The 25,403-nt window shown below is 57.4% G+C and carries 24 protein-coding genes; 16 read left to right on the forward strand and 8 right to left on the reverse strand.

Annotated features, from left to right (window positions below; translation table 11 throughout):
- Positions 1-84 precede the first annotated feature (84 nt).
- The gene (locus tag RAE07_RS10020; RefSeq protein ID WP_317001778.1) at positions 85-927 is read right to left on the reverse strand and encodes an HNH endonuclease; all 843 of its coding nucleotides are present in this window, start codon (positions 925-927) and stop codon (positions 85-87) included.
- Positions 928-1,135: 208 nt separating this feature from the next.
- On the opposite strand from RAE07_RS10020, the gene RAE07_RS10025 reads away from it, so the two are divergent.
- Positions 1,136-2,296, forward strand: coding sequence for a glycoside hydrolase family 25 protein (locus tag RAE07_RS10025; RefSeq protein ID WP_317001779.1), 1,161 nt, complete (start codon positions 1,136-1,138; stop codon positions 2,294-2,296).
- Here the strand turns inward: RAE07_RS10025 and RAE07_RS10030 are convergent.
- Positions 2,277-3,113: a spermidine synthase gene (locus tag RAE07_RS10030; RefSeq protein ID WP_239205686.1), complete on the reverse strand. Its 837-nt coding sequence runs from the start codon at positions 3,111-3,113 to the stop codon at positions 2,277-2,279. The genes RAE07_RS10025 and RAE07_RS10030 overlap by 20 nt on opposite strands.
- 94 nt (positions 3,114-3,207) lie before the next feature.
- On the opposite strand from RAE07_RS10030, the gene mnmA reads away from it, so the two are divergent.
- Positions 3,208-4,293, forward strand: a complete 1,086-nt coding sequence (mnmA, locus tag RAE07_RS10035; RefSeq protein WP_023021730.1) for a tRNA 2-thiouridine(34) synthase MnmA — start codon at positions 3,208-3,210, stop codon at positions 4,291-4,293.
- Positions 4,294-4,317: 24 nt separating this feature from the next.
- On the forward strand, positions 4,318-5,211 hold the full coding sequence (locus RAE07_RS10040; RefSeq protein WP_396127274.1) for a uroporphyrinogen decarboxylase/cobalamine-independent methonine synthase family protein: 894 nt from the start codon (positions 4,318-4,320) through the stop codon (positions 5,209-5,211).
- On the opposite strand, the gene RAE07_RS10045 is transcribed toward RAE07_RS10040, so the two are convergent.
- Both RAE07_RS10045 and RAE07_RS10050 read right to left on the reverse strand, forming a co-directional pair.
- The gene (locus RAE07_RS10045) at positions 5,208-6,329 is read right to left on the reverse strand and encodes a DUF8462 domain-containing protein (RefSeq protein ID WP_317001780.1); all 1,122 of its coding nucleotides are present in this window, start codon (positions 6,327-6,329) and stop codon (positions 5,208-5,210) included. The genes RAE07_RS10040 and RAE07_RS10045 overlap by 4 nt on opposite strands.
- Positions 6,330-6,407: 78 nt before the next feature.
- A complete protein-coding gene (locus RAE07_RS10050) occupies positions 6,408-7,079 on the reverse strand; it encodes a 3'-5' exonuclease (protein WP_200287671.1) in 672 nt (223 codons plus the stop codon).
- Positions 7,080-7,124: 45 nt separating this feature from the next.
- On the opposite strand from RAE07_RS10050, the gene ligA reads away from it, so the two are divergent.
- Positions 7,125-9,194 carry an NAD-dependent DNA ligase LigA gene (gene ligA, locus RAE07_RS10055; RefSeq protein ID WP_524535623.1) on the forward strand — a complete coding sequence of 690 codons (2,070 nt, stop codon included), beginning with the start codon at positions 7,125-7,127 and terminating at the stop codon, positions 9,192-9,194.
- A gap of 10 nt (positions 9,195-9,204) precedes the next feature.
- Here ligA and RAE07_RS10060 read toward each other — a convergent pair whose 3' ends face one another.
- Positions 9,205-9,864, reverse strand: coding sequence for an ACT domain-containing protein (locus RAE07_RS10060; RefSeq protein WP_239208877.1), 660 nt, complete (start codon positions 9,862-9,864; stop codon positions 9,205-9,207).
- Positions 9,865-10,068: 204 nt separating this feature from the next.
- Here RAE07_RS10060 and gatC point away from each other — a divergent pair, with 204 nt between their 5' ends.
- The 3 genes from gatC (at position 10,069) to RAE07_RS10075 (ending at position 12,435) form a co-directional block, all read left to right on the forward strand.
- Complete coding sequence (gatC, locus tag RAE07_RS10065; RefSeq protein ID WP_034656449.1) at positions 10,069-10,365, forward strand: Asp-tRNA(Asn)/Glu-tRNA(Gln) amidotransferase subunit GatC; 297 nt, start codon at positions 10,069-10,071, stop codon at positions 10,363-10,365.
- Positions 10,366-11,853, forward strand: a complete 1,488-nt coding sequence (gene gatA, locus RAE07_RS10070; protein ID WP_239208879.1) for an Asp-tRNA(Asn)/Glu-tRNA(Gln) amidotransferase subunit GatA — start codon at positions 10,366-10,368, stop codon at positions 11,851-11,853.
- An 87-nt stretch (positions 11,854-11,940) separates the two neighbouring features.
- A complete protein-coding gene (locus RAE07_RS10075; protein ID WP_239208881.1) occupies positions 11,941-12,435 on the forward strand; it encodes an META domain-containing protein in 495 nt (164 codons plus the stop codon).
- A 76-nt stretch (positions 12,436-12,511) separates the two neighbouring features.
- Here RAE07_RS10075 and RAE07_RS10080 read toward each other — a convergent pair whose 3' ends face one another.
- Positions 12,512-12,835, reverse strand: coding sequence for a hypothetical protein (locus tag RAE07_RS10080; protein WP_005323344.1), 324 nt, complete (start codon positions 12,833-12,835; stop codon positions 12,512-12,514).
- A 47-nt stretch (positions 12,836-12,882) separates the two neighbouring features.
- Between RAE07_RS10080 and RAE07_RS10085 the strand changes: the two genes are divergently transcribed.
- From RAE07_RS10085 to RAE07_RS10095, 3 genes are all read left to right on the forward strand, one after another.
- Positions 12,883-14,259 carry an MFS transporter gene (locus tag RAE07_RS10085; RefSeq protein WP_316327331.1) on the forward strand — a complete coding sequence of 459 codons (1,377 nt, stop codon included), beginning with the start codon at positions 12,883-12,885 and terminating at the stop codon, positions 14,257-14,259.
- A 24-nt stretch (positions 14,260-14,283) separates the two neighbouring features.
- Positions 14,284-15,315: an ATP-dependent 6-phosphofructokinase gene (locus tag RAE07_RS10090; RefSeq protein WP_023021719.1), complete on the forward strand. Its 1,032-nt coding sequence runs from the start codon at positions 14,284-14,286 to the stop codon at positions 15,313-15,315.
- 64 nt (positions 15,316-15,379) lie between these two features.
- Complete coding sequence (locus RAE07_RS10095; RefSeq protein ID WP_317001782.1) at positions 15,380-16,378, forward strand: bile acid:sodium symporter family protein; 999 nt, start codon at positions 15,380-15,382, stop codon at positions 16,376-16,378.
- Here the strand turns inward: RAE07_RS10095 and RAE07_RS10100 are convergent.
- Complete coding sequence (locus RAE07_RS10100; protein ID WP_239205668.1) at positions 16,375-17,160, reverse strand: DUF4261 domain-containing protein; 786 nt, start codon at positions 17,158-17,160, stop codon at positions 16,375-16,377. The two genes, RAE07_RS10095 and RAE07_RS10100, sit on opposite strands and share 4 nt — an antisense overlap.
- 57 nt (positions 17,161-17,217) lie before the next feature.
- Between RAE07_RS10100 and gatB the strand changes: the two genes are divergently transcribed.
- From gatB to RAE07_RS10120, 4 genes are all read left to right on the forward strand, one after another.
- Complete coding sequence (gene gatB, locus RAE07_RS10105; protein ID WP_234288100.1) at positions 17,218-18,723, forward strand: Asp-tRNA(Asn)/Glu-tRNA(Gln) amidotransferase subunit GatB; 1,506 nt, start codon at positions 17,218-17,220, stop codon at positions 18,721-18,723.
- Positions 18,724-18,859: 136 nt separating this feature from the next.
- The gene (locus RAE07_RS10110) at positions 18,860-19,912 is read left to right on the forward strand and encodes an NAD(P)-dependent alcohol dehydrogenase (RefSeq protein WP_284798674.1); all 1,053 of its coding nucleotides are present in this window, start codon (positions 18,860-18,862) and stop codon (positions 19,910-19,912) included.
- Between the two features lie 203 nt (positions 19,913-20,115).
- Positions 20,116-21,543 (forward strand): YkvI family membrane protein, encoded by a 1,428-nt coding sequence (locus RAE07_RS10115; protein WP_239208417.1) that lies wholly within the window; start codon positions 20,116-20,118, stop codon positions 21,541-21,543.
- Between the two features lie 16 nt (positions 21,544-21,559).
- Positions 21,560-22,630 carry an aldo/keto reductase gene (locus RAE07_RS10120; RefSeq protein WP_284835757.1) on the forward strand — a complete coding sequence of 357 codons (1,071 nt, stop codon included), beginning with the start codon at positions 21,560-21,562 and terminating at the stop codon, positions 22,628-22,630.
- 21 nt (positions 22,631-22,651) lie between these two features.
- Here the strand turns inward: RAE07_RS10120 and RAE07_RS10125 are convergent, their stop codons facing one another.
- Entirely contained in the window at positions 22,652-23,344 is a 693-nt protein-coding gene (locus RAE07_RS10125; protein ID WP_239208419.1) for a LysE/ArgO family amino acid transporter, read from the reverse strand.
- Between the two features lie 70 nt (positions 23,345-23,414).
- Between RAE07_RS10125 and RAE07_RS10130 the strand changes: the two genes are divergently transcribed.
- Both RAE07_RS10130 and RAE07_RS10135 read left to right on the forward strand, forming a co-directional pair.
- Positions 23,415-24,287 (forward strand): LysR family transcriptional regulator ArgP, encoded by an 873-nt coding sequence (locus tag RAE07_RS10130; RefSeq protein WP_317001783.1) that lies wholly within the window; start codon positions 23,415-23,417, stop codon positions 24,285-24,287.
- Between the two features lie 69 nt (positions 24,288-24,356).
- Complete coding sequence (locus RAE07_RS10135) at positions 24,357-25,304, forward strand: DoxX family membrane protein (RefSeq protein WP_317001784.1); 948 nt, start codon at positions 24,357-24,359, stop codon at positions 25,302-25,304.
- The last annotated feature ends 99 nt before the right edge of the window (positions 25,305-25,403 follow it).

Raw genomic sequence — 25,403 nt, forward strand, 5'->3', positions numbered from 1 at the left:
CATGTCGCGTGGGTGCAAAATGAGCTCAACGAAACACCCCGACAAATCCTCGGCGGCGCAACCCCACGTGAAATACTTAACGAACTATTCAAGCGTGGCGCATCCACCGCTTGATTCCGCCACGTAGCTTTCGCTTTCCATTTCTTTGGCTAAGTCCATGTCTCGCGTCTGAGCGGGGCGCAGGTTATCCGCGGTCTCTGGGCTTACCCATCCGAATCCCCGGATAAACGCGGGTGCAGACTCCTGATCATGGGCGCGATACATATGCAGAACTACCTTAGTCCGAGACTCAATTTCACCCAGAATCAATTTGGCCAGTGCTTCTGCCTTGGAAAGGCCATGTTCCTCGGCGGCTTTGCTGATGTGTTCGTCGATAGCTATAAGGGTAGTTTCGTCAAATTCAACTGCTAGCCCGGCTTTGCCACCGAAGCTGGAGTAGGTGAAATAGGAGTTATTCTTCGTGGGAGCCTCTTTATTTTCTTCGGTGGATGGGTTTTCAATAGCAATGAGGCCATTGAGTTTTCGCCGTAAATTCGTGTTGGAGGGCAGTACCTGTCCCGGCTTCGAGGGGGTCAAATAACGAGATAGTTCTTGGTCTATCCTCTCGAGGGTTTCCGCAGGGACATCACCGAGCTTGCTAAGTACGGCGTCGATAGTAATGAGGCGAGAGAAATCCAGGAAGTAGTAGGTTTCCTGCAGGGTCATTGTTAGAGGTAACTCAGCCAGCCGGTAGAGCGCCATGGTTATATCGCGCGTGCGCCGCTCACTCAATCCCGTACGGGTGGCAAGGGTATGGCAAGAAATGTCGAAATCGTCTTCTAAGTCTGGTTTGGCATCTTTCCAGAAAAGGTAATCTTGCTTTCTGATTTCGGTAGCTTTAACTGCTAATGGATCTTTAGGATCATTGACTATGTAATAGGCTTCCAAAATTATTTCCCCCGAATATTAGAACTGCTGAACTAATCTTCACGGTGTCTATCTTACGCTGTGGGTGCGCCCGCCACAAGAGGGGGGCAAAAATATGTTCTAAATGGTGAAATTGCCTACGGTGACAGAAATAGAAGAAAAGAAAATTATCTCAAGTGGTGCGTGTTAAAGATGTTGATAGAGTGAAACCATTGTTAGACTCACGCGCATGACTTCAAAGAAGGCACTCCGAAAGAGTATTACTGCGGTAGTTACCGTGGCTGCACTAGCTATTAGTGGTACCGCTGTTGCCCGGGCGGTGAGCTTTGGCGCCCCTAAGGGCGTGGACGTTGCGGCACACCAGCACCCGGGCGGCACGCCCATCGATTGGTCTAAGGTACGTACTGACGGTCAGTCTTTTGCATTTGTAAAAGCAACTGAGGGTGGGGATTGGGTAAATCCGCACTACGTCGAAGATGTTCAGGCCGCCCACGCTGCCGGCCTTAAGACAGGCGCATATCACTACGCTCGTCCATCGACTGACGCCAAAACGCAAGCGGCGAACTTTGCCGCGCAGATTGCGCTGGCGCCAGATCAGACATTGCCTCCCGCACTCGATATCGAGGTGGATGAAGGTAAATCCGCGGCCCAGTTGGAGCAGTGGATCGAAGAATTTACCAGTGAGCTCAAGCGCCTTACCGGCCGCACTCCCATGATCTACACCTACAAGTACTTCTGGATGGGGCAGATGAATAACTCCCAGAAGTTCTCGGATATGCCGTTGTGGCTTGCGGCCTATCAGGATCAGGCGCCCGAGGCCGTGGGTGGCTGGAAGAAGCTATCCTTCTGGCAGCGTTCTGGCTCCGGCAAAGTGGCAGGAATTCCTACCGACGTTGATATGAACCTTTTTAATGGTTCCAAGCAGCAGCTGCAGTCCTTTAGCGATGGAAATTATGTGGATGTCGGCGGCGCGCTCGAACAGCTCGTGGTGGGCGATGGCGTTGACCTAAGCTCGGACAGCACGCCGCTTATCGGCGCTATCCTAGCCCTCGCAGCAGGACTGATTGCGATACCACAGCTTGTCGACGCCGCCGAAAAGTCCGGCCTTGACCCCCAAGCAGCGCAAGGCCTAGCAGGCTTCGTGAAGACCTTGCAGGACAAGGATGCCCTCCCAGTAGAAGATCTGGGTGATATGGCAAAGGGGAACTTCTCTGTCAGTGACCTAGCAATCCTGTTGGACAATGCCGGTCACGTGAACAACGTTAAGTCTGGCAATGTCTCCGAGTCCGAAGTTTCGGAGGCTAAGAACGCGGCCAAGAAGGCTGGCGCTGATGTTCCCGATTTCGATGCGGGCCAAGTAGCCACGCTACTTAATCGCGTGCTGCAGTAGCACCAGCGAAAAACGCGCGGGTCCACGCCTCGTCCTTGTAGTGGGCAGGCACCGCCCCGCCAAGGAGTGCCTTAGCCAGCTGAGCGGCTTCAATGGAGCCCTCGGCTGGCATTTCTGTATCCGAGGCTATAAGGATGATGTTTCCGTAGCGCCGGCCTTTAAGCATTGGTGGGTCCGCGATGACCGCGAGGTGGTCAAAAACCTTGCTTAGTCCGGCCAGTTCGCTTTTTGCTAGCTGCAGATCAGAATGGTCTCCGCAATTGGCAATATAGAGTCCACCTGGCTCTAGTGCCTGCTTTGCAGCCTGGAAGAACTCCACGGTGGTGAGGCTAGCCGGAGTCTTATCGCCAGCAAATACATCACGGATGATGATGTCACGGCTGGCGGGCAGGAACCCCTCGGTTTCTTTGCGTGCTTCGCCGGCGCGGATCTTCACGGTAGGGGAACGGGGGACGTCGAAAAGCGTACGCACCAATTCCCCCAGTTTGGCGTCGAGTTCGACCACCGTGTGGCGGCTACCCGGGAGCTTGCTGGCAAAATAGCGTGGAAGGGAGCAGCCTGCGCCACCTAGGTGGGTGACACGCAGCTTATTCGCTGGCCGAGTATTGAGGTGTTCGACGGCCGCTGCAATCCAGCGCATGTATTCGAACTCCAATTCTTCTGGCTCGCCCAGCACGATGTGGCTACTCGGCACGCCGTTAACGTTGAGGATATAGGCTCCATCGCGGAACTCATCCGCCACAACCTCGGCTGTTCCGGTCGAGATTTCGTAGGTGCCGGTGATTCCTTGTTCGGTGGAGGCTCGCTTTCTTCCCATGTGACACAAGCTTAGGGAATGGATTCGATTTAAACCGCGTTGGGGCTAGGGAGTAGACTTTCGGGCCTGTAGTCAAGGTGAATTGGGGAGCGAGATGCGAGTATTGGTTGCCATGTCCGGCGGCGTGGACTCATCTGTTGCCGCCGCCCGGGCGGTAGAAGCTGGCCATGAGGTGATTGGCGTTCACCTCGCCCTGCACAAGGACGCGCAGCAAACCAGAGAGAAAGCGCGCGGTTGCTGCTCGCTGGAGGATTCAGCCGATGCTCGCCGCATCTGCGATAAGTTGGGCATCCCCTTCTATGTGTGGGATTTTTCGGAGGAATTTAGAGAAGAAGTCATCACGGACTTCGTGGATTCCTATGCTCGCGGCGAGACACCTAATCCTTGCTTGCGCTGCAACGAGAAGATTAAGTTCCGGGCACTGCTACAAAAGGGCATGGCGCTCGGCTTCGATGCTGTGGCGACGGGTCACTATGCCACCATTGACGAAAACGGCTACATGCGCCGTTCTTTGGATGAGAATAAGGACCAGTCTTATGTCTTGGGCGTCATCTCGGCCGAAGAGCTGGAGCACTGCTTTTTCCCCATTGGCGATACTCCTAAGCCGCAGATCCGTGAAGAGGCCGCGGCGCATGGCTTTTCCACCGCGAAGAAGCCGGATTCCTATGATATTTGCTTCATTCCCGACGGCAACACTCAGGCATTTTTGGGCGCTCGCATCGGGCTTCGCCCTGGCCTGATCGTGGATCAGGAGGGCACGGAGCTTAAAGAGCACGATGGTGCATGGAACTACACCATCGGTCAGCGAAAGGGCCTAGACATCAAGGCGCCGGCTGCCGACGGCCGTCCCCGCTACGTCACCGACATCGATGCTTCTACGGGCACGGTGACCGTCGGTGCCCGCGAGGACTTGGCCGTGACCTCAATTCAAGCTGACCGCCTGAAGTACCTTCACCCAGCCATGGATGGGGACTTCGAGTGCGAGGTTCAGGTGCGTGCGCATGGTTCCGTGGTGCCTTGTGTCGCGCACGTCGACCGCGATGCGGATGAGATGCGCCTTGAGCTTAAGGAACCGCTTTCCGGCGTGGCTCGTGGCCAGGCGGCGGTGCTGTATTTGCCGTCGCCAGACGAGCTTGGCGATATCGTTATCGGGTCCGGCACCATTTGCGGGACGGCCTAGATGGCCGGCTTTGCACTTGGCCCCATGCCCGGCACTTCCGTAGCGGAGGCGGCGGACATCATAATCAGTGAGACTGACCTTCCCGCTATCCCGCAGCTTCCTGATAGGGGACTCGGCTCCGATGCGGTTGGGCGTACGGCCAGCATGCTCGAAGCCATCAATATCGATCGTGGTCCGCGGTCGTGGCGCATGACTGCGCGTCCGCAGCTTTTGACGCGGCGGACCTGGGATCGCTTAGAACGCGACCTCGATGAGGTTCAGGGGGTCTGGGGCGAGACGGTTTCCCACATTAAGGTGCAAGCCTTGGGGCCCTGGTCTTTGGCGGCGAGCATCGAGCTCTCCGATGGCCACCGCGTGTTCACTGACTCTAGCGCTTTCGCAGAGCTTTCCGATGCCCTCTTACACGGCCTCCACACCCATGCCCACGATGTGGCAAGCCGTTTCCACGGCGAGGTGCACGTACAACTCGATGAACCGCTACTGGCAGATATCATTGCTGGCCGGATTCCCGGGACTACTGATTTTGACTCGATACCAGCGGTCCCAGAGGAAGTCGTCCTAGAAAGCCTTTTAGCGTTTGAGGTCGACTATGTGCATGCTGCGCCTATTTGGTCGGTGGCGCGCGCAGCGAAGACTTTTTTGGTTGATTCGCGCTTTCGCCAGCAGCTTTCCACCCCACAGCACTATGACGGATTGGGCGAGCACCTCAGTGCGGGCTACCGCATCGGCTTGGGCATTCTCGGCAAAGATGCGAGGGAGGAAGCAATCGCCCTAGCTTCCCACCTTGATCGCATAGGTATGCCGCGCGAGCTATTGGTCGACCACTTCGATGTTTTTCCCAGTGCGGCTTCGGCTAGTTCGCTTCGTTCTGTCACTGAGACCGCCGACATCCTCGTCCGGGACGCCGGCGATCTTTAATCGACACGCCCGCGGCTATCCGTGGCGGTGAAGTATTCGCCCATATAAGGGATGACGTAGCGCAGTTTGCCGTGTGCGGTGGGTTCGATCAGGTCGGCGTCGATAAGCCGCTGGCGAGTGGCGGACAAGGATCGTACAGTGCGGTCCATGTGTCCTGCTATGTCGGCGATGGTGGCCACGCCGTCTAGCTCCACTGCGGCCATTGCTTCCAAAAACTCCCGCTGTGCCGGTGGCAAGGTCAACGTCGCAGGCTGGTGTACCTGCGCGCCCATAATTGAAATCGCATCTGGAGCTATCGAGGCAATCGTCTCCTGAGAAATGCCACTTTCTTGGTTCTGGCGACTGCGCTCCCATGCCAGCGAGCCAACCAATTGCACGAGGTACGGGTAGCCGCGCGTAAGCGCTGCGGCGTCCCTAGTCGCCTCGGGGCTAAACTCTAACCCCGAGCCAGACGCTGTGTGCTCTAGAGCCTGCTGCGAATTGGCCGGAGACAGCGGTCCTAAGACGAACTTCTGGGCCCGGCGCAGAAACGTCACCCCGGGCAAATCCAATAGGTGGTTGACCCCTTGGGGAAGGCCGGCGGCTACCAAAGCGATATCAATTTCATCGCGCACCAGGTCTTGGTAGGCCACGGCGATGGTGGTGAGTTCATCGACATCGGCGTCTTGCACCTCGTCGATGGTAAGCAGGATTCCGGTGCCTTTTAGCTCTGTGGAAAGCTCACGCAGGCGAGTATTCAGCGTGGGGGTGAAGCGATCTTCCTTTTGATGGTCGAAGCCGATTGATCCCACGCCGCCGATGCCGATGCGGCTGACCTTCTTCTTGTCGCTCGGCGAGAGTTGTTCAAGCAGCCTGGGGATGGTGGTATTGACCAGTTCCTCGACCATGGTGGAGCGCCCTGAGGCGCGTAGCGTTACCCACCCTCGGGCCTCGGCGATGTCCTCCAACTCGTTGATGAGAACAGTCTTGCCGATGCCCCTTGCACCGCTGAGCACCATGGAGCGGGAAGTATTGCCTGCCGAGCCATCGAGCGCAGTTCGGAAGCTATCGAGCACGATACCGCGCCCGACCCAGAACAGGGGAGGAGCGCCGAATGTAGGGCGGAACGGATTTTCCATAACGCTAGTGTAACCCTTGTTGTCGGAGATTTGGGAGACTTTTAGCCGTACTTGGAGATCTAGGAGATTTGGGAGACTTTATCCGATGAGGGGCCATGCAGTCGAGACATCCGAGGCATCGCGGCCCTTGCCCTCTAGGTATTTCTTAAATGCAGTCCGATCCTCGTACCACTTGACCGCCTGGAATTCCATGAGCTCGTTTTCATCCATCTGCGCCAAGTTGGGGTAGTGCTGGCGTACCTGTTTCCAAGCGACGCGGGCGGCTGCGAGGGCATCGGCAGTAGCTTCGTGGGCGTTGCCCAACTCGACGCCGTAGTGCTCGCACACTGCGCCAAGGGTGCGCTTGCCCTTGCGCCATTTATCGCTGACGCGGTCGATTACATAGGGGTCATAGACCGGGCCAGTGACCGTGAAATCGCCGGTGAGGCTCCGCAGCACGGTGAGATCAAAAGCAGCGTTGTAGACAATGAGCGTTAGACCATCCTCCCAGGCGGCCTTGATGGCCGCGACCGTATCTTTCAGAACCTCTTCGTGCGGTCGGCCCTCGGCGCGGGCTTTTTCGGTAGTGATGCCATGCACGTTGGTCGCTTCCTCCGGGATCTCGATTCCGGGATCGGCGAGGTGCTCCACCTTTTGTACATCGCGGCCATCAATGCGGACTAAGGCAGAGGTGACGATGCGGGCTTCTTTGGGATTGGCCGAGGTGGTCTCAAGGTCGAAGGCGAGCATGCGGGAGGCGTCGAAAGTCATGATCAATACCTTAGTAGCTAGCCCCGACACGAGGGATAGCTACACTTGAGCAGCGTGACTAATCCAGTTGATCTGCACCGTGAATGGAATGACCTTGCGCAGGAAGTGCGCCGCCACCGCAACCTGTACTACAACGGTGAGCCGGCTATTCCCGACGCCGACTTTGATGCCCTCTTCCAACGCCTTCTTGCACTCGAAGAAGAACATCCTGAGCTTGCCGTGCCTGATTCACCTACCCAGCAGGTGGGTGCTGCACCGAGCGCCGGTGAGGATATTGAACACCTTGAGCCCATGATGAGCTTGGACAATGTCTTTAGCGCTGGCGAGATGCAGGATTGGCTCGATAGAACCCCAGCAAAGACTTATCTGACTGAGCTCAAGATTGATGGCTTGTCTATCGATTTGGTCTATCGCAATGGGCGCCTGACTACCGCCGCGACCCGTGGCGATGGCACAGTGGGCGAAGACATCACTGCTAATGCACGCGTGATTGAAGACATTCCGCATGAGCTCAAGGGGACAGATGAATACCCGGTCCCAGAGCTGATCGAGATTCGCGGCGAAGTCTATATGCGCCCCGAGGATTTTGAAGAGATCAATGAGGAGCGCGCGGCCGATGGCAAGGAAAAGTTTGCTAATCCGCGCAATGCCGCGGCAGGTGGACTGCGCATGAAGGATCGCGCCGAGGTGAAAAAGCGCCGCCTGAAAATGGTGTGTCACGGGCTAGGCGCGCGCGAGGGATTTTCACCCACTTCCCAACATGATGCTTATAAGGCAATTGCGGCTTGGGGGCTGCCCGTTTCCCCATATACCAAGCAGGTTTACTCGGCTGAGCAGGTCCAGGACGAGGTGGCACATTGGGCAGAACACCGCCACGATGCCATCTTTGAGATGGATGGACTCGTCGTCAAGGTAGATGATTTGGGCTCGCAGCGCGCACTGGGTGCGACTTCCCGCGCCCCGCGCTGGGCCATTGCCTATAAGTATCCACCGGAAGAGGTGACTACAAAGCTTAAGGGTATTGAGGTGGGTGTTGGGCGTACCGGGCGAGTGACCCCGTTTGCCATTATGGAGCCGGTCTTTGTCTCCGGTTCCACAGTGTCCATGGCTACCTTGCATAATCAGTCCGAGGTAAAGCGCAAGGGTGTGCTTATCGGGGATACCGTCATCATTCGCAAGGCGGGCGAGATTATCCCGGAGGTGCTCGGACCAGTGCGCGAGCAGCGCGATGGTAGCGAGTATGAGTGGGCATTCCCGGAGAACTGCCCGGCATGCGGCACGAAGTTGGCCCCACAAAAAGACGGCGACGCGGATTGGCGGTGCCCCAATACCCAATCGTGCCCAGCACAGCTTTCCGCGCGCTTGGAGTATTTGGCCTCGCGCAAGGCACTGGACATTGAGGCCCTGGGCGAGAAGGGGGCAATGGACTTAATTGAAAATGGTATTCTCGTCGACGAATCAGAGCTTTTCGAGCTCACCGAGGAAAAGCTCCTGGCCTCGGACGTCTACACGGCGAAGAAGGATACAAAGGACAAGCGCACCAAAAAAGAAGGAAATGTCAAGGTCAATACGGCCGGACAGAACTTGTTAAAGAATCTGGATGAGGTCAAAGGCCGTGACTTCTGGCGCGTCCTGGTCGCGCTGTCTATTCGTCACGTGGGGCCAATTGCCGCTCGGGCGCTGGCCTCCCGCTATGGAGCCATGGAAAAGCTACGCGCAGCCAAAACGGAGGAGCTGGCAGAAGTCGATGGCGTGGGTATGACCATCGCACAATCTTTCCATGATTGGTTCGAAGTGGACTGGCACCGCACTATCGTGGACAAATGGGCTGCCGCAGGGGTGGCTATGGAGGTAGCGGTGGAAGACCACAAGGAGCAGACTCTAGAGGGTCTGACCATCGTGGTGACCGGCAGCTTGGAGAACTTCACCCGTGATTCCGCGAAAGAAGCTATTGTTTCTCGTGGCGGAAAGGCTACCGGTTCGGTCTCGAAGAAGACCTCCTATCTCGTGGCTGGCGAAAACGCCGGTTCGAAGGAGGATAAAGCCCGTGAGCTGGAAATCCCGATTCTCAATGAAGCGGAATTCCAGCAGCTACTAGAAACAGGTGAAGCCTAAATCGGTCCGGCTACTTGAGGAAGCTGCCCAAGATAGTGCCGATGTGACCTAGGTGCTCCACCTCGGAAGCTAGGTAGTCAGGGCCGCCGGTGCGGCCCATGGCTATAACTAGGCCGGTATCGCCGAGCGGGGCGGCGGCTAGGGCGGAATCGAGAAGGGACCAACTTTCCGGGATCCATTCATCACGCTCGGGGCTGAGCACGCGGGCGCTTTCCACCTCAATATCGTGAGGAACGGTTCCATCATCTTCGGGGGCGGCATTGGAAGAAGCTACGCGGTGGATGGGCTCGTTATTGTCGATGACGATGCACCACGTGGAGGTTAGAGCCCTTGGGATCGCGGCTACTACCTCTTCCATAGCGGCAGTGACATTCGTGGCATGGGCAACTCGTGCAAGGAGCTCGATTTGCCCGCGGCGGTCTACGCGGCCGCTGAATGGGCGGATGGAGTCGACCTCCACGCCCTCGACAGAGGAGGCGGCGGTAATGAGGACATCGGCCATGGTGCCTTGCGGCAACTCAATGACAATGTCATCCATGACTGTTCCATCGGGAAAGTTTTCTACGATATCGACCGATTGGATATTGCCATCGACGAGTCCAAAGGCGTCGGCAAGCTGGCCCAAGCTGCCAGGAGCATCGGGGAGCAGTACGCGGATCAAAAAGGACATGGTCTTGCACGCTTTCGGTAGTTTGTAGTCCCAGACATGATACGTGCGTCACAATGCGGGCTTCAAGCAACGCAAATTTGGGGTGACGCGGCAACCGTCGTGGTCGGTGCAGTACCATGGGTCGTTAGCAATTCACATAGTACATGCTGACGGTGAATATTTTTCACCCGCGTGTCAATTATGCAGAAAAAGGATGGAGTTCGCGTGTCTGAGATTTCGCGTGATGAGGTAGCCCACCTCGCCAAGCTTTCCCGCCTGGCCCTCAGTGAGGAAGAGCTAGCCCAGTTCGCAACGCAGATTGATGAAATTGTTGATTCGGTTTCCGCGGTGGGAAACGTTGATACCGAGGGCGTGGAGCCGATGAGCCACCCGCACTCCGTGGACGCCCCGATGCGCGAGGACGTTATTGTGCGCACCCTTACTGCAGAACAGGCCTTGGACCAAGCACCGGCCGTAGAAGAAGAGCGCTTCGTTGTGCCACAGATCCTGGGAGGAGAATAAATGTCTAACCTGACCGTTCCCGCGGAGGGCCTGACCTCCCTGACTGCTGCCGAGCTGGCGGAGAAGATTCACGCCCGTGAAATTACTTCCCGCGAGGTAACCCAGGCATTCCTAGACCGCATTGCAGAGACCAACGAGGAGCTCAACTCCTTCCTGCATGTGGGTGCGGAAGAAGCCCTCGCGGCTGCCGACGCCGTGGATAAGGCACTCGATGCCGGCGAAGAGCCTGCTTCTGGTCTGGCCGGCGTGCCGCTGGCGCTTAAGGACCTGCTGGTTACCACCGATGCGCCGACAACCGCCGCTTCCAAGATGCTGGAGGGCTACGTTTCTCCCTATGACGCCACCGTGACCAAGCGCCTGCGCGAGGCTGGAATCCCCATCCTGGGCAAGACCAACCTGGATGAGTTTGCTATGGGTTCTTCCAATGAGAACTCTGCTTTTGGCCCAGCGCATAACCCTTATGACACGGAGCGCACCCCAGGCGGCTCCGGCGGTGGTACCGCTGCTGCGCTTGCATCCGGTCAGGCGCCGCTTGGCATCGGTACCGATACCGGTGGTTCCATCCGCCAGCCAGCTGCACTGACCAACACCGTTGGCGTAAAGCCGACCTACGGCACCGTGTCCCGCTACGGTCTTATCGCTGCTGCCTCGTCCCTCGACCAAGCGGGCCCGTGCGGCCGCACTGTCCTCGATACCGCGCTCCTGCACGAGGTCATCGCTGGCCACGATGCTTTCGATGCTACTTCCGTTGATAAGCCGGTAGCGCCGGTTGTCGCCGCTGCACGCGAGGGTGCTACGGGGGACCTCTCTGGAGTCAAGGTCGGCCTGATTAAGCAATTTGAGCGCGATGGCTGGCAGGAAGGCGTGATGGAGAACTACCATGCCGCCGTTGAGCAGTTGCGCGAGCAGGGTGCGGAGATTGTCGAGGTAGATTGCCCGCACTTTGACGACGCCCTGGCAGCGTACTACCTGATCATGCCGTGCGAGGTGTCCTCTAACCTGGCGCGTTTCGATGGCATGCGCTACGGCCTGCGTGCGGGAGATGACGGCTCCCACTCTGCCGAGCAGGTCATGTCCCAGTCTCGTGCAGAAGGCTTTGGCCCAGAGGTCAAGCGCCGCATCATGCTGGGTACTTATGCACTGTCCGTGGGCTACTACGATGCCTACTATCTGCAGGCGCAGCGCGTGCGTACGCTCATTGCCCAGGACTTTGCTCGCGCCTTCGAGCAGGTTGACGTAATTGTTTCCCCGACCACCCCGACTACCGCGTTTAAGCTGGGGGAGAAGGCCGAGGATCCGATGGCAATGTACAACTTTGACCTGTGCACTCTGCCGCTGAACCTGGCTGGCCTGTGCGGCATGTCTGTGCCATCCGGTATGGCAAGCGATACCAATTTGCCCACCGGTCTGCAGATCATGGCGCCAGCCTTCCAAGATGACCGCCTGTACAAGGTCGGCGCTGCCTATGAAGCTGGCCGCAATAAATAAGCGACTTCCTGTGGGGTCCCTGGCAATTCCATAAAGGTTTATCTGCCCCCGTTGAATTTGTATTCGGCGGGGGTAAAATTATCGGGTATGCATTTCAAGAAGACCGCAATTTTTTCGCTGTCCGCCGCTGCACTCATGGGCGTGGGCGTTGCCAATGCCGCGCAGGTGCCCTCCATCGATCCGGGGTTCAGCATGACCGCGCCGACCAACTCTGGGCTTATTGCCCCGCTGCCGAAGGGCGCGGAGAAGCTGGAGCCTCACATCGAGGGGCAGACCATCACTGGAACTCTCCACTCCATTAAGGAAGAAGGAAAGTTTAGCGTCGAATTTGCCAAGGACCACTCCTTGGTGATGAATGATGGCTGCAATACTTACACCACCACCTACAAGGTGGCTGCGGATGGCACCATCAGCGTCGGCGAGTTTAACTCCACCCGCGCGGCGTGCGATGAGCATACGCAGCAGCTTTCCGACGCCCTGCTCGGCCTCCTTGAGTCCAAGCCTTCCTTCTTTAACCTCCCTGGCGGCACCGTCGCCTTGGGCAGCGAGGAAGCTGCGGCCGAGTTTAGTGTTGCCAAGTAAAAACTCGCAGCACACTAAAACTAAAGATGCGCACCATGTCTTCGGGCATGGTGCGCATTTTGTGTGTGTGGGGGGATTACTTGGCGTCGGAAAGCGCATAGGCTGCGCCCGCCGAGGCCGCGGTCACGCTAAGGACGGCTGGCCAGGCGCCAATCTTCTTCGCCAACGGGTGGGAGGCGCCGAATGCGCCCACGTAGAGTGCACACAGGCCAGCAGTGGTAGCCGGAGTGGTTTTCTTTGCCCAAGAGCGGCCTGCCCACACGCCAGCGGCGGCGAGGATAACGCCGCCGAGCGGGCGGATTCCGGTCTCGCGGGCGGTCACCCACCCGCCGATAAGACCGAGGGTGACAGTAGTGGCGGTAGATACGTCTTGGGGCTTTTTGATATCAATCATGGACATGCGGCCAGTCTAGGCCGATACTTCTGGCCCCGCTAGACTTTATGGCTATGACTGTGGAGACGCACTTGCCGCCTGAGCGCCAAGCATGGCGCGCCATGTTTGCACTGTCCCTGGGATTCTTTGTGTCTCTTCTGGACCAATCCATGGTGGCGGTCGCGCTGCCGAACCTGCAACGTGATCTAGACGCGGGTGTAAACCAGGCCATGTGGGTATCCGCGTCCTATTTATTGGCTGCAGTGGTGCCGTTGCTCTTCGCCGGCCGTCTGGGCGACGTTTTGGGCCAACGCCGGATGTTTTGTCTGGGCGTGGCTATCTTCGGGGTCGGTGCGATGGTTTGTGCCATAGCTCCCCAAGTAGAAGTACTCATTGCCGCGCGTGCCGTGCAAGGCGTAGGGGCATCTCTCCAGATGCCGCAAAGTATGCCCGTCATCAACCGAATCTTCGCACGCGAGCGCCGTGGACGTGCGTTGGGCGTGTGGGGTGTAATCGGCTCGATTGCAGCACTTGTCGGTCCACTCGCCGGAGGCTTCTTAGTGGGAAACTTCGGTTGGCAGGCCGCCTTTTGGGTACATATTCCTTTCGTGATGCTGGCCATCGTGCTGGCGCTGTTGTGGGTGCCCGAGTTGCCTACTACCGCGCAGTCCATCGATGCGCCATCGGCCGTTGTTTCTCTGATCGCGTTGGCGGCGATTGTCTTTGGCATCCAACAGGGACCAGTACTGGGGTGGGGCTGGACCATTTGGCTTATTCTGCTCGCCGGAGCAATCGCTAGCGCAGGTTTTATTCGGTTGCAGGCTACCGCCGATGCCCGCGGGGCGAGCCCGCTGGTGCCGCTGACGCTCTTTCGCGACCGCAATTACCTTGCCGGCTCGGTGGGCATTATTGCCATGGGGTTTATGGCGGCTGCAGTGATGCTACCCATCATGTTGTGGCTGCAGACCATGCAGGGCATTCCAGCAGGCGAGGCTGGCATTATCGTGGCGCCAATGGCTCTGATTTCTCTACTGATATCTCCGCTCGCGGGAATTATGGCGGATTATGTGAATCCTCGAATTCTTGGAGTGGTGGGATTTTCCCTCCTTATTCTTTCTCTGCTTGCGGCATGGTGGGTGATGCATGTAGACGCCTTGCCGTGGGTGCTCGGGCTGCCCATTGCAGGCCTTGGCGTGGGGCAGTCCTTCATCTGGGGTTCCAACGCAGCTACCACCTTGCGCGATATTTCGCCGGAGCTCATGGGTGCTGCATCCGGTGTGTATAACACCTCCCGCCAAGTGGGATCCGTAGTGGGCGTCGCCTTAGTGTCTGCCGTTATGCAAACAGGTGACCCAGCAGTGGCACTTATTAATTCGCTCCTTGTCATCGTAGTTGCGCTGGTGGTGGGCTTGGTTTCTGCTCTCTGCTTTCGGGACACTCTGCAGGGCTAAAAATAGCGCGCTAGATTGGTAGGTATGCGTCTAGGTGTTTTAACGTCCGGTGGCGATTGCCCCGGCCTCAATGCTGTAATTCGTGCGGTTGTGCGTACCGCATCCAATGAATTTGGAGATACCGTCGTAGGTTATGAAGACGGTTGGGTGGGCCTGATGGAGGACCGCCGCCGCGACCTCTATGATGATGCAGAAATCGACCGCATTTTGTTGCGCGGTGGCACCATCCTAGGCACTGGCCGCCTGCATCCGGATAAGTTCAAAGCGGGTCTTGATCAGATTAAATCCAATATGGCCGATGCCGAGGTGGATGCCCTCATTGCCATCGGAGGCGAGGGAACCCTCAAGGGGGCAAAGTGGCTATCTGATAATGGGGTGCCGGTAGTAGGTGTTCCAAAGACCATTGACAACGACGTCAATGCCACCGACTACACCTTTGGTTTTGATACCGCAGTATCTGTAGCTACCGATGCTATTGACCGCTTACATACCACCGCGGAATCGCATAACCGTATTCTGATTGTGGAGGTTATGGGCCGCCATGTGGGGTGGATTGCCTTGCACGCGGGCATGGCCGGTGGCGCGCATTACACGGTGGTGCCCGAGGAGCCCTTCGATATCGCAGAAATCACCAAGGCGATGGAGCGCCGCTTCCAAATGGGTGAAAAATACGGCATCATCTGCGTTGCAGAAGGCGCCCTCCCCAAGGAGGGGACGATGGACTTTGAAGCCGGCGGCGTGGATCAGTTTGGCCACCAGACTTTCAACGGTATTGGTCAGGTCATTGGCGATGAGATCAAGGCGCGCACTGGATATGACGTGCGAACGACGGTGCTGGGACACATCCAGCGCGGCGGTACACCGACTGCCTATGACCGCGTTCTGGCAACTCGATACGGCGTGCACGCAGCCCGTGCTACCCATGAGGGCAAGTCAGGTATGTGTGTAGCTCTCCATGGCGAGGATATTGATCTAGTTCCGTTGGAGGAGGCCGTGGGAACCCTTAAGACAGTGCCGGAATCGCGTTACCGCAATGCACAAGCGCTCTTTGGGTAGAGACCGCGCACATTTCGAATATTAGGATAGCGCTCCCACTGCGTGGGAGCGTATTCTTTTGTCCATGAGTATCGATAGCATGACAGATAATCGGATGGTGGCGGCTACCGGGCCCTCCGCAGCTCAAGATCGCCAAGCATTTATCGCAGCGCTAGGCTTTCCCGTGCTTGTGATTATCGGTGGAGTGATTGGATACTTCGCACCGAATACCGCAGCCTCCTTTGCTCCGCAGGTCACCCCGCTGCTGGGCATCGTCATGTTCGGGATGGGACTTACCCTCAAGCCAGTGGACTTTGCCTTGGTGGCCCGCCGGCCGCTTCCCGTGCTCATCGGAGTAGTTGCGCAGTTTGTCATCATGCCGCTGGTGGCATTGGCGGTGGTAGCAATCATGGACCTCCCAGAAGCGGTAGCGGCCGGGGTCATTCTTGTAGGCTGCGCTCCCGGTGGAACGAGCTCTAATGTGGTGTCCTATTTAGCGCGTGGCGATGTAGCCCTGTCGGTGACCATGACCTCGATTTCCACCCTATTGGCACCGGTGTTTACCCCGTTGCTGACCTTGTGGCTGGCAGGGGAGTATATGCCGGTTTCCGCTTCGTCTATGGCATGGTCCATTGTGAAGGTGGTGCTCATTCCTGTCGTCGCCGGCATCCTCATAGGCATGCTGGCGCCGCGGGTGGTGGCAAGGATTAACTCGGCATTGCCTTGGATTTCGGTTGCGGCGATTTCCGCCATCGTGTGCATCGTGGTGGGCGGAGCGCACGACACCATCGCCAGCGCCGGTGCGCTGGTCTTTGCCGCCGTGATTATCCACAACGGGTGTGGCTACGGTCTGGGCTACCTAGCCGGATTGATAACCAAGCAGCCAGTCGCTGCTCGGCGCACGATGGCCGTCGAGGTGGGCATGCAAAACTCCGGCTTGGCCACCTCCTTGGCATCGACGTATATGAACCCATTGGCTGCTCTGCCAGGAGCCGTCTTTTCCGTGTGGCACAACCTTTCCGGTGCGGTGCTGGCTGCCATCTGCCGCTATGTGGATTCCCGTAGGAAGGAGAGTACTAGCTAGAAACCAATCGTGACCGCTGGAAGAGACTCGTCTACAAACCAGGGTTCTTCCTGTGCGGTCAGGGGCGGCTGACCTTCTTCGAAGCTTAAGGTGTCGCCGTCCTTGACGGTGGCGCCTTGGAGAACGTGGTCTGCGATATTAGCCAGCTTGTAATAGAGATCGGTGGGATCCATCGATTCGGTGGCCGCCTGGACTTCGGGGTGACCTGCTTGGACTAGCCCCACGGTATAACCCAGAATCTTGTTTCCCTTTTGGGTGAGCCATACTGGCGCAATGTGCATCGGGGCAAGGTTGTCCCGAACGGCCTCGAGGAACGTATTCGGAGCGATAGATACGTTGCCTCTGGGGTTGTGGACGATGAGGCATTCTGGGTGTTCGGCTACCACAGCGGTGGCTTTAGAGAGCAGCTCTAGGTGCTCGCGGCGAGCCTCACGAAACTGCTTGGCACCGTTGTCTTCTGCATCCCGGGGAAGTACGGAGACGAGGATTTGTGCGGTGGCAGAATCGAGACCGCGTGCGTCCGCGCTCAAAATGGGGTGGAGACCATAACTATCGCGGGTGGGAGGGGTATCGATGGCTTGGTAGTGCAATAAGAATGAATCATCGAGCTCGGCCATGAGGCTACCGGGATTCTTGCCCGGAGTGATGTCTCCCAAGCGATCGGCAAAAGTGGTGGTCAAACGCTCGCTTACCTCCTCGGGCGTGGGGGCAGTGCGAAAGACTGCGATGTTGATCAAAGGGGCATCGATAAGCTGAGCATCAACGCTATGTGGTGTAGTCATAATATTCAGCTTAGGGGCGTGAGCGCGCGGGTGCATGGACGTATTAAGATGGCACGCATGACTGCTGCGATGTATGACCTGATGGACTTTGATGAGGTCCTAGAAAAGTTCGAGCCGGTAATGGGCATGGAAGTCCACGTAGAGCTGGATACGGAAACCAAGATGTTTTCTACCTCTCCTACGAACTTCAACGCAGCGCCTAACTCCAACGTTGACCCGGTCTCACTGGGTCTGCCCGGTGCGCTGCCGGTAGTAAATTCCAAGGGCGTGGAGGGCGCCATCAAGATTGGCTTGGCGCTTAATTGCTCCATTGCCGAGTCCTCTCGCTTTGCCCGCAAGAATTATTTTTACCCGGACCAGCCAAAGAACTACCAGATTTCCCAGTATGACGAGCCGATTGCCTACGACGGCTACTTGGACGTAGTTCTGGAGGACGGCACCGAGTGGCGGGTGGAAATTGAGCGCGCGCACATGGAGGAAGACACCGGCAAGCTGACCCACTTGGGCGGCGTGGACGGCCGTATTCACGGTGCTACGGCTTCCTTGGTGGATTGCAACCGTGCGGGCATTCCTCTCATTGAAATTGTCACCAAGCCGATCGTCGGCGCCGGCGAGCGTGCACCGGAGGTGGCTAAGGCCTATGTTTCCGCTCTGCGTGAGCTTGTGGCAGCCCTAGGCGTTTCCGATGCCCGTATGGATCAGGGCTCGATGCGTGTGGACTCCAACCTGTCTCTGCGCCCAGTGGGGCAGGAAGAATTCGGCACCCGTACCGAGACCAAGAACATCAACTCCCTGCGTTCTGTGGAACAGGCGGTTCGCTTCGAGATGCAGCGCCAGGCACAGGTACTTGAAGATGGCGGCACCATCGATCAGGAAACCCGCCACTACCAAGAGACCGACGGCACTACCTCCAAGGGGCGTCCGAAGGAGACCGCGGAGGATTACCGTTACTTCAATGACCCGGATCTTCCACCGGTCATCGCCCCACGCGAGTGGGTAGAAGAACTGCGCCAGACCCTTCCGGAGCTGCCATGGGTTCGCCGTGCGCGCATTCAGGAAGAGTGGGGCATCAAGGATGAAGAGATGCGCGACTTGGTCAACGCCGGCGCACTCGACCTCATCGTGGATACCGTTGAGGCCGGCGCGAAGCCGGACGAGGCGCGCTCTTGGTGGGTTTCCTATCTAGCAGGCAAGGCCAACGAGAAGGAAACCGACCTTGCAGGTTTGTCCATTACCCCGCAGCAGGTGGCGCGCGTTATCGCGCTCGTCAATGAAGGGAAGCTGACTACCAAGCTGGCGCGTAAGGCGGTAGATGGCGTGTTGGCGGGCGAAGGCGACGTCGATGAGGTCGTCGAAAAGCGCGGCTTGGAGGTCGTGCGCGACGATGGAGCCATTGAAAAGGCCGTGGATGATGCGCTGGCAGCTAACCCGGACATCGTGGAGAAGTACCGTGCCGGCAATAAGAAGGTAACTGGTGCCATTGTGGGTGCGGTCATGAAGGCCACCCAGGGTAAGGCCGATCCTGGTCAGGTCAATAAGCTCATCGCAGAAAAGCTTAACTAAGCACCACGTTAAGCCAGCCGCGCTCGCACTTCCTCGAACAGGACGCGTGGCTGGCTTTTGTGCCCTCATTTCCTGTCAAAATTGGTGATTATTTTCGTTAGGCGAGGTCAGTAGGGGTGGGCGTAGGGTTGTGGGCATGTCAATTAAGAGCAAAGTATTGCAAAAGGAAAGTCCTGAAGCTCCCTTTAAGGTCGTAGAAATCGAGCGCCGCGATCCGCGCGAGGATGACGTGGTCATTGATATCAAAGCTGCGGGCATTTGCCACTCCGATATCCACACCATTCAAAACGAGTGGGGCGAAGCCCACTTCCCACTGACGGTGGGCCATGAGATCGCCGGTGTTGTAGAAGCCGTGGGCGATAAGGTCACTAAATTCAAGGTCGGCGACCGCGTTGGCGTGGGATGCTTAGTAAATTCCTGTGGCGAGTGCGAGCAATGCCGCAATGGACAGGAGCAGAACTGCCTTAACGGCAATGTAGGAACCTATAACTCCGAGGACGTGGACGGCACCATTACCCAAGGTGGCTACGCTCAGAAGGTAGTCGTCAACGAAGGATTTGTATGCACCATCCCAGAGGGCATCGATTTTGACGAAGCGGCCCCGCTGCTGTGCGCGGGAATTACCACCTATTCGCCGCTGGCACGCTGGCAGGTCAAGGAAGGTGACAAGGTCGCTGTAGTGGGCTTAGGCGGATTGGGCCACATGGGTGTCCAAATCGCGGCGGCAAAGGGTGCGGAAGTGACCGTGATTTCCCGCTCCTTGCGCAAGGAGAAGGAGGCCTACGAGCTTGGTGCGAAGCACATTTTGGCCACCGGTGAAGACGAGGACTTCTTTGCCAACCACCGCGGCGAATTCGATGTCATCCTGTCCACCATTTCTGCCCAGTACTCTCTCGATGATTACCTGCAGCTGCTCAAGCCGCGCGGCATCATGTCCGTGGTAGGGCTGCCACCAGAGGAGCTGGGAATCCATATGGGCAGCCTCGTCGGCGGCGGTAAGGTGCTGACGGGCAATAATATCGGCGGTATCGCTGAGACCCAGGAGATGCTGGACTTTTGTGCCGAGTACGGCATTGGTGCCGTCATTGAGAAGATCGGCGTCAACGATGTCGATGCTGCCTATGAGCGCGTGGTAGCCGGGGACGTGAAATTCCGCTTTGTGATTGATACCGCGACCTTCGAAGACTAAGGCGTTTGGTTGATTTCGCTGAATCCCCATATGTGATTTAGCACAACATCGGTATGCATCAGTAGGTGTTTGGCGGGTCACTTACGTACCATTCCTTAAGGAACGCATATCGGTGTTGCGTAGCCCACGTGCTGGGGAGCGGGGGACAAAGGGGCCGCGCGCACCAGTATGCGAGAGATATTCGCTACAAAAGTTAGGCAACTGTGTCTTCTAAAAACATTATCGCCATTGCAATGTCCTTCGTGGGCTTGTTGGTCGGCGCAGGCTTTGCCACGGGACAAGAGGTGGTGCAGTACTTCACTGCCTTTGGCACCTGGGGCATTCCTGGCATCATTATCGCCGCACTCGTCATGACCCTCGCGGGTACAGTGTTCTTGCAGCTGGGAAGCTATTTCCACGCCTCGGAACACAATACTGTTTTCCGCAATGTCACCCACCCGATCGTCTCCAAATTGCTGGATGTGGCGGTCATCATCACCCTCTTTGCCATTGGTTTTGTGATGCTGGCCGGTGCCGGCTCTAACATGGAACAGCAATTTGGCTGGAAGACGTGGATTGGTTCCACGCTCATGCTGGTCTTGGTCTTGCTCGTCGGCATGCTCGACGTGGATAAGGTTTCCAAGGTTATCGGTACGGTCACACCGTCCATCATCATTGCGGTCATTGGCGTAGCCATCTACACCGGACTCAATATGCCGGATGACATTGGGGCGGCCCTAGACGCTTCGAGTCAGATCGATACTCCGATTGGCAACTGGCTGATTTCCGCACTGAACTACAACGGCCTTGCTCTGATGCTAGCCGTATCTATGTCCCTGGTTATCGGCGGCGATAATATTAGCCCGCGCGAGGCCGGCTGGGGCGGCGTCGTGGGCGGCATTATCTACTCCGTCATGATGGGTCTTGCCGGTTTCTCTTTGCTGATGAACTCGGATAAGGCACAAGGCTCCGATATTCCGATGTTGTCTCTGGTCGATGACGTCAATCCCACATTGGGCGCTGTCATGGCGGTCATCATTTACTTGATGATCTTCAATACCGCCATCGGCATGTTCTACGCGCTGGGTAAGCGCCTGTCTGCCGGCCATGAGAAGCGCTACCCGGTCATCTTCGTCATCGGCTGCTTGGCTGGTTTCGCTGTTTCCTTTGCCGGCTTTAAGACCTTGATGAACTACATCTATCCAATCATTGGCTACATGGGAATCCTCATGGTCGCCATCTTGGTTTTTGCGTGGTTCCGTAGCCAGTCCCAGATCCAGGACGAGGCAGTGCGTCGCGAGCGCGTACGAGCCCTCATGCACCTGAAGCTGCACCCAGACAAGGATTACGACGCCGAGCGTTACGACGATGAAATTGGCCAGCACATCGAGGACTCCAATATGGACAACGAGGCCCTCTACGATGAGCTGGTGGAGGAAGTCACCGAAGAGCTCGACGGCGACGATGACGTGGACTTTGACAAGGAAAAGTACGAAGAAAAGCGCCACGATTACTCCTACTACACCGAGCGCGATGCGGTAGAAACCGACCGCACCCCGGAGGAAATTGAAAAGTGGGTCGAAGAAACCGGGGCATCCGGCGACCCCGAGGAAGATGAGGAGCTTCCGCAGACTGACAAACCGAAGAATTAAGCGGACAATGGGTGCCATGAGTATCTATGCACCCGCATCTGACCGTTATGATTCGATGGAGTACCGCCGAGTAGGCAACTCTGGGCTGAAGCTGCCGGCCATTTCCCTTGGCCTATGGCAGAACTTCGGTGACGATCGTCCCCTGGCCACGCAGCGCGAGATTCTACGTGCAGCGTATGACCGGGGGATTACTCATTTCGATTTGGCCAATAACTATGGCCCAGAACCTGGCGCCGCCGAAGACAACTTCGGCCGCATCTTCGCCCGCGATTTCCGTCCCTTCCGTGATGAAATGATCATCTCTTCCAAGGCCGGCTGGGTGATGAATGATTCCCCTTATGGCTTTGGTGGCTCCCGCAAGTATCTGGTGAGTTCCTTGGACGCGTCTCTCGAGCGCATGGGCTTGGACTACGTGGACATTTTTTATCACCACCGCCCGGATCCAGATACCCCGCTGGAAGAAACCCTTTATGCACTGCGCGATATCGTAGCTTCCGGCAAGGCCCTCTACGTGGGCATTTCTTCCTACGGTCCGGAGCTTACCGCGGAGGCCGTGGAATTCATGGAAGACGAAGGCTGCCCATTGCTGATTCATCAGCCAAGCTATTCCATTCTCAACCGCTGGATTGAGCGTCCGGGCGAAGATGGCGAGTCGTTGCTTGACGTCACCGGGCGTAGCGGATTGGGAGTCATCGGCTTCGGGCCGCTGGCACAGGGCATGCTGACCGATCGCTATATCGATGGCATTCCCGCAGACTCTCGCGCGGCACAAGATAAGACCTTGGAAAAGGGCTGGCTCAACGAGGAGAACCTGTCCATGATTCGCGACCTCAACGATATTGCGCGTAAGCGTGGACAGTCTCTAGCTCAGATGGCTATTTCGTGGGTACTGCGCGACCAAGGCGATCGCACGCTAACCTCGGCGCTGTTGGGCGCTTCTTCGGTGGAGCAGCTCGAGCATAACCTAGGGGCACTGGACAACCTCGACTTCAGTGCAGAGGAGCTGGGCGCGATTGACGACGTCGCCCACGACGCCGGAATCAACCGGTGGGCCGGTGCGACCGCGTCGCGCGTTCGCGGCAATTAGGCGGCCCTTTGAACCCGGCCCCTAGAGCAGGAGCAACTTGAGCGTTAGGCCAATCATGATGACGCCGATACCGAAGTTGATCCAACGCCATACCGTGGGTCGGGACAACACATGGGAAAAACGTGCAGCGCCAAAGCCGATGAAGGGGAACCAAGTGAAGCTGGCGCAGATAGCACCCACGGCGAAAAGCCAGCGCCCTGATTCGCCGTATTGGTTGGCGATGCTGCCGAGCATGACCACCACGTCTACGTAGGCGCCTGGGTTCAGCCACGTTAAGGCCAGGGCGGTCAATAGTGGCTTAACCCAGGAGGGGGAGCGCTTTATCTCCACCCGAGTTTTAGTCTTCGTCGTGCTGCGTGACGTGGAACCATCGAAGGTGGCTACTTCCTGCGGGACCTTAGGCTGTGTGGATTCGACCTCAATGGCCTCGCCCTTCGTCTTTAACGCATCGCGGAAGCAGGTAAAAGTAAAATAGGCCAGGTAAGCCGCGCCAACGTATTTCAGGACTTGCAGGGCGTTGGGAAACTTTTCGACCAGGTAGCCCACGCCGGCTGTGCCGGAGGTAATCAGGATGACGTCGGAAAGCGCGCAGACGGCAATGATTAAACCGATGTGATCACGGCGGATGCCGAATTTAAGCAGCATGGCATTTTGCGGGCCGACGGCCACGATGAGCGATAATCCCAGAAAGAAACCAGCAAGCACGATGGACATGCCTTCTAGTGTGATTTCTTAGGCTGGATTAGTCCAGTTAATGCTTCTTCAGTTGGTTTAGAATGGCTTCATGAATCCGGTGCACCTAGAAACCTTGCTTGCGATCGTGGACGAAGGCAGCTTCGATGTTGCCGCAGCCGTGCTCGGTATATCGCCGTCTGCGGTGAGTCAGCGTATCAAGGCCTTGGAATCGAGCACCGGACGAGTACTCCTTCGCCGTGCCACCCCGGTAACCGCCACGGAAGCGGGCGAGATCCTTGTTCAGTCCGCGCGCCGCATGGCGTTAGTGCAGGCAGAAACGGATGCCCGCCTCGGCCATCGCCTAGCTCGGGTCCCGCTGTCTGTCGCAGTAAATTCGGATTCTTTGGCGACGTGGTTTAGGAGGGTTCTAAGCGATACCGCGCGGCGGGGTGACGTCGCCTTGCGCATCCGGATTGAGGATGAAGCACGCACCTTAGCCATGTTGCGGCGTGGCGATGTGCTGGGCGCAGTAACGAGGGAGGCCACACCAGTTTCGGGTTGCGAGTCTAGCTTTTTGGGCACTATGCGCTACTTTCCAGTCGCGGCGCCACATATTGCAGAAAGCTTCCATAGCGGTCGGCTGACCTGGGAAACCATGCCTTTGGTGGGATATGGTCCCAACGATCAGGTATTGGATGATGCCATGCGCGAGCGCTTCATTGATTCGGCCGTGGTGCGTGCCCGGGTGTCGCAGATTCCCTCTTCCGAGGGCTACCTCGAGGCGGTTCGGGTCGGCCTAGGGTGGGGATTGCTGCCCCAAGCCCAGGCACTGCCGCTTTTGGAGGCGAAAGAGCTGGTGCTTCTCGACGGCTCCCCGCTCGATATCGACCTCTATTGGCAGCGTTGGCGTTTGGAATCGGAGGTTTTGGGTGCGCTCACGCGTTCGGTGATTGAGGCCGCAAGCGGCTTGGAAGCACTCTAGCCAGTTTGCTGCAACGGCGCGCCGTGGCGGGTACCACAAAAGCGCAGGCCCGTGCCTTAAATTGGAGCTATGAGCGATAAACAGCCGGATAAAGCCACACCGTTAGATGAAGACATGGGCGTGCCTACCTACAACGCCAAGCCCGCGAGCAAAGATTCCGTTTCCAGCGAGAAGAACTCGAAGCCTGGCCTCTTCGAGCGCGCCGGCCGCGCTGAGCCGCAGGAGATCAAGCCTTTCCAGGCGCGGCAAGACCACCCTGAAACTGAGGTAATGTCCTACTCCAGCGCGAATGAAGCCGCGCGTCAGCAAAGCGGCGCCAGCGAGGAAACTGTAGCGTTTGCGCAACCGGAGTCGGCCACGCCGGTTAGTGCCGAGGAGGAATCGGCACTTGCTACTGCCGACGCCCCTGAAGAAGGTGCCGCCAGCGCAGAAACCGCAGAGGAGCGCGAGGCCCGCTTGCAGGCGGAACAGGAAGAAAAAGAAGGCTACCACCGCTATGGGCGCCGCGGCACTATCGACTTTGGTCTGCTATTCATTTGCATCGCACTGAGCGCCTACCTAATCATTGCCGGTGCAAAAACCTTCTTCGAGCTCGGCGATAGCCAGGGCTTGTCCGGTCTAGAGGGTGATTTTGCCAACTATGCTTGGGATACCGCGCTGTCGATTGCGGTTCCGACCATGCAGCTTATCGCTGGTGTATTCCTGTTGCTGGGACTCATTACGCCTCTGGCTGCCATGCTGGGCTTGGTGGTGACCGGCTTTAGCGCTGTCCACGAGCTAGCGCAGACCGATGCCGGTTTGGACGTCTTTAGCTGGCCAGATTCCGTCTGGCTTTCTTTGGTCCTCTTCGTTATTGCTGTGGGCCTGCAGTTTACTGGCCCGGGCTTTATTTCCGTAGACTTCAAGCGCTCCTGGGCACGCCGCCCGCTGGGCACCTCCTGGGTCTTTGTGCTTATCGGCGTAGCGATTCTCGTAGCACTGTGGTTCTTCGGTGCGGGAGTTAATCCGCTGAAATAATCGCCAAAAAATAATCCGTCGCGCACGCGGCGGATTTTCTTTTACCCCTTGCTTTCCAGGAGGGAAAGTATGATACTTTCTAAAGTGGAAAACAACGAA

The organism is Corynebacterium nasorum, assembly GCF_032821635.1.
Taxonomy (GTDB): Bacteria; Actinomycetota; Actinomycetes; order Mycobacteriales; family Mycobacteriaceae; genus Corynebacterium; species Corynebacterium kefirresidentii.

Excerpts from the sequence above, each read along its gene's own strand:
- RAE07_RS10120 (WP_284835757.1), top strand. The coding sequence starts at position 21,560 with ATGAGTATCTATGCACCCGCATCTGACCGTTATGATTCGATGGAGTAC.
- RAE07_RS10125 (WP_239208419.1), bottom strand. The coding sequence starts at position 23,344 with ATGTCCATCGTGCTTGCTGGTTTCTTTCTGGGATTATCGCTCATCGTG.
- RAE07_RS10045 (WP_317001780.1), bottom strand. The coding sequence starts at position 6,329 with ATGGAAAATCCGTTCCGCCCTACATTCGGCGCTCCTCCCCTGTTCTGG.
- RAE07_RS10100 (WP_239205668.1), bottom strand. The coding sequence starts at position 17,160 with ATGACTACACCACATAGCGTTGATGCTCAGCTTATCGATGCCCCTTTG.
- RAE07_RS10040 (WP_396127274.1), top strand. The coding sequence starts at position 4,318 with ATGCCCGGCACTTCCGTAGCGGAGGCGGCGGACATCATAATCAGTGAG.
- RAE07_RS10130 (WP_317001783.1), top strand. The coding sequence starts at position 23,415 with ATGAATCCGGTGCACCTAGAAACCTTGCTTGCGATCGTGGACGAAGGC.
- RAE07_RS10090 (WP_023021719.1), top strand. The coding sequence starts at position 14,284 with ATGCGTCTAGGTGTTTTAACGTCCGGTGGCGATTGCCCCGGCCTCAAT.
- mnmA (WP_023021730.1), top strand. The coding sequence starts at position 3,208 with ATGCGAGTATTGGTTGCCATGTCCGGCGGCGTGGACTCATCTGTTGCC.
- gatA (WP_239208879.1), top strand. The coding sequence starts at position 10,366 with ATGTCTAACCTGACCGTTCCCGCGGAGGGCCTGACCTCCCTGACTGCT.
- gatB (WP_234288100.1), top strand. The coding sequence starts at position 17,218 with ATGACTGCTGCGATGTATGACCTGATGGACTTTGATGAGGTCCTAGAA.
- RAE07_RS10110 (WP_284798674.1), top strand. The coding sequence starts at position 18,860 with ATGTCAATTAAGAGCAAAGTATTGCAAAAGGAAAGTCCTGAAGCTCCC.
- RAE07_RS10025 (WP_317001779.1), top strand. The coding sequence starts at position 1,136 with ATGACTTCAAAGAAGGCACTCCGAAAGAGTATTACTGCGGTAGTTACC.
- RAE07_RS10050 (WP_200287671.1), bottom strand. The coding sequence starts at position 7,079 with ATGACTTTCGACGCCTCCCGCATGCTCGCCTTCGACCTTGAGACCACC.
- RAE07_RS10030 (WP_239205686.1), bottom strand. The coding sequence starts at position 3,113 with ATGGGAAGAAAGCGAGCCTCCACCGAACAAGGAATCACCGGCACCTAC.
- RAE07_RS10095 (WP_317001782.1), top strand. The coding sequence starts at position 15,380 with ATGAGTATCGATAGCATGACAGATAATCGGATGGTGGCGGCTACCGGG.
- RAE07_RS10135 (WP_317001784.1), top strand. The coding sequence starts at position 24,357 with ATGAGCGATAAACAGCCGGATAAAGCCACACCGTTAGATGAAGACATG.
- RAE07_RS10080 (WP_005323344.1), bottom strand. The coding sequence starts at position 12,835 with ATGTCCATGATTGATATCAAAAAGCCCCAAGACGTATCTACCGCCACT.
- RAE07_RS10075 (WP_239208881.1), top strand. The coding sequence starts at position 11,941 with ATGCATTTCAAGAAGACCGCAATTTTTTCGCTGTCCGCCGCTGCACTC.
- RAE07_RS10060 (WP_239208877.1), bottom strand. The coding sequence starts at position 9,864 with ATGTCCTTTTTGATCCGCGTACTGCTCCCCGATGCTCCTGGCAGCTTG.
- RAE07_RS10085 (WP_316327331.1), top strand. The coding sequence starts at position 12,883 with ATGACTGTGGAGACGCACTTGCCGCCTGAGCGCCAAGCATGGCGCGCC.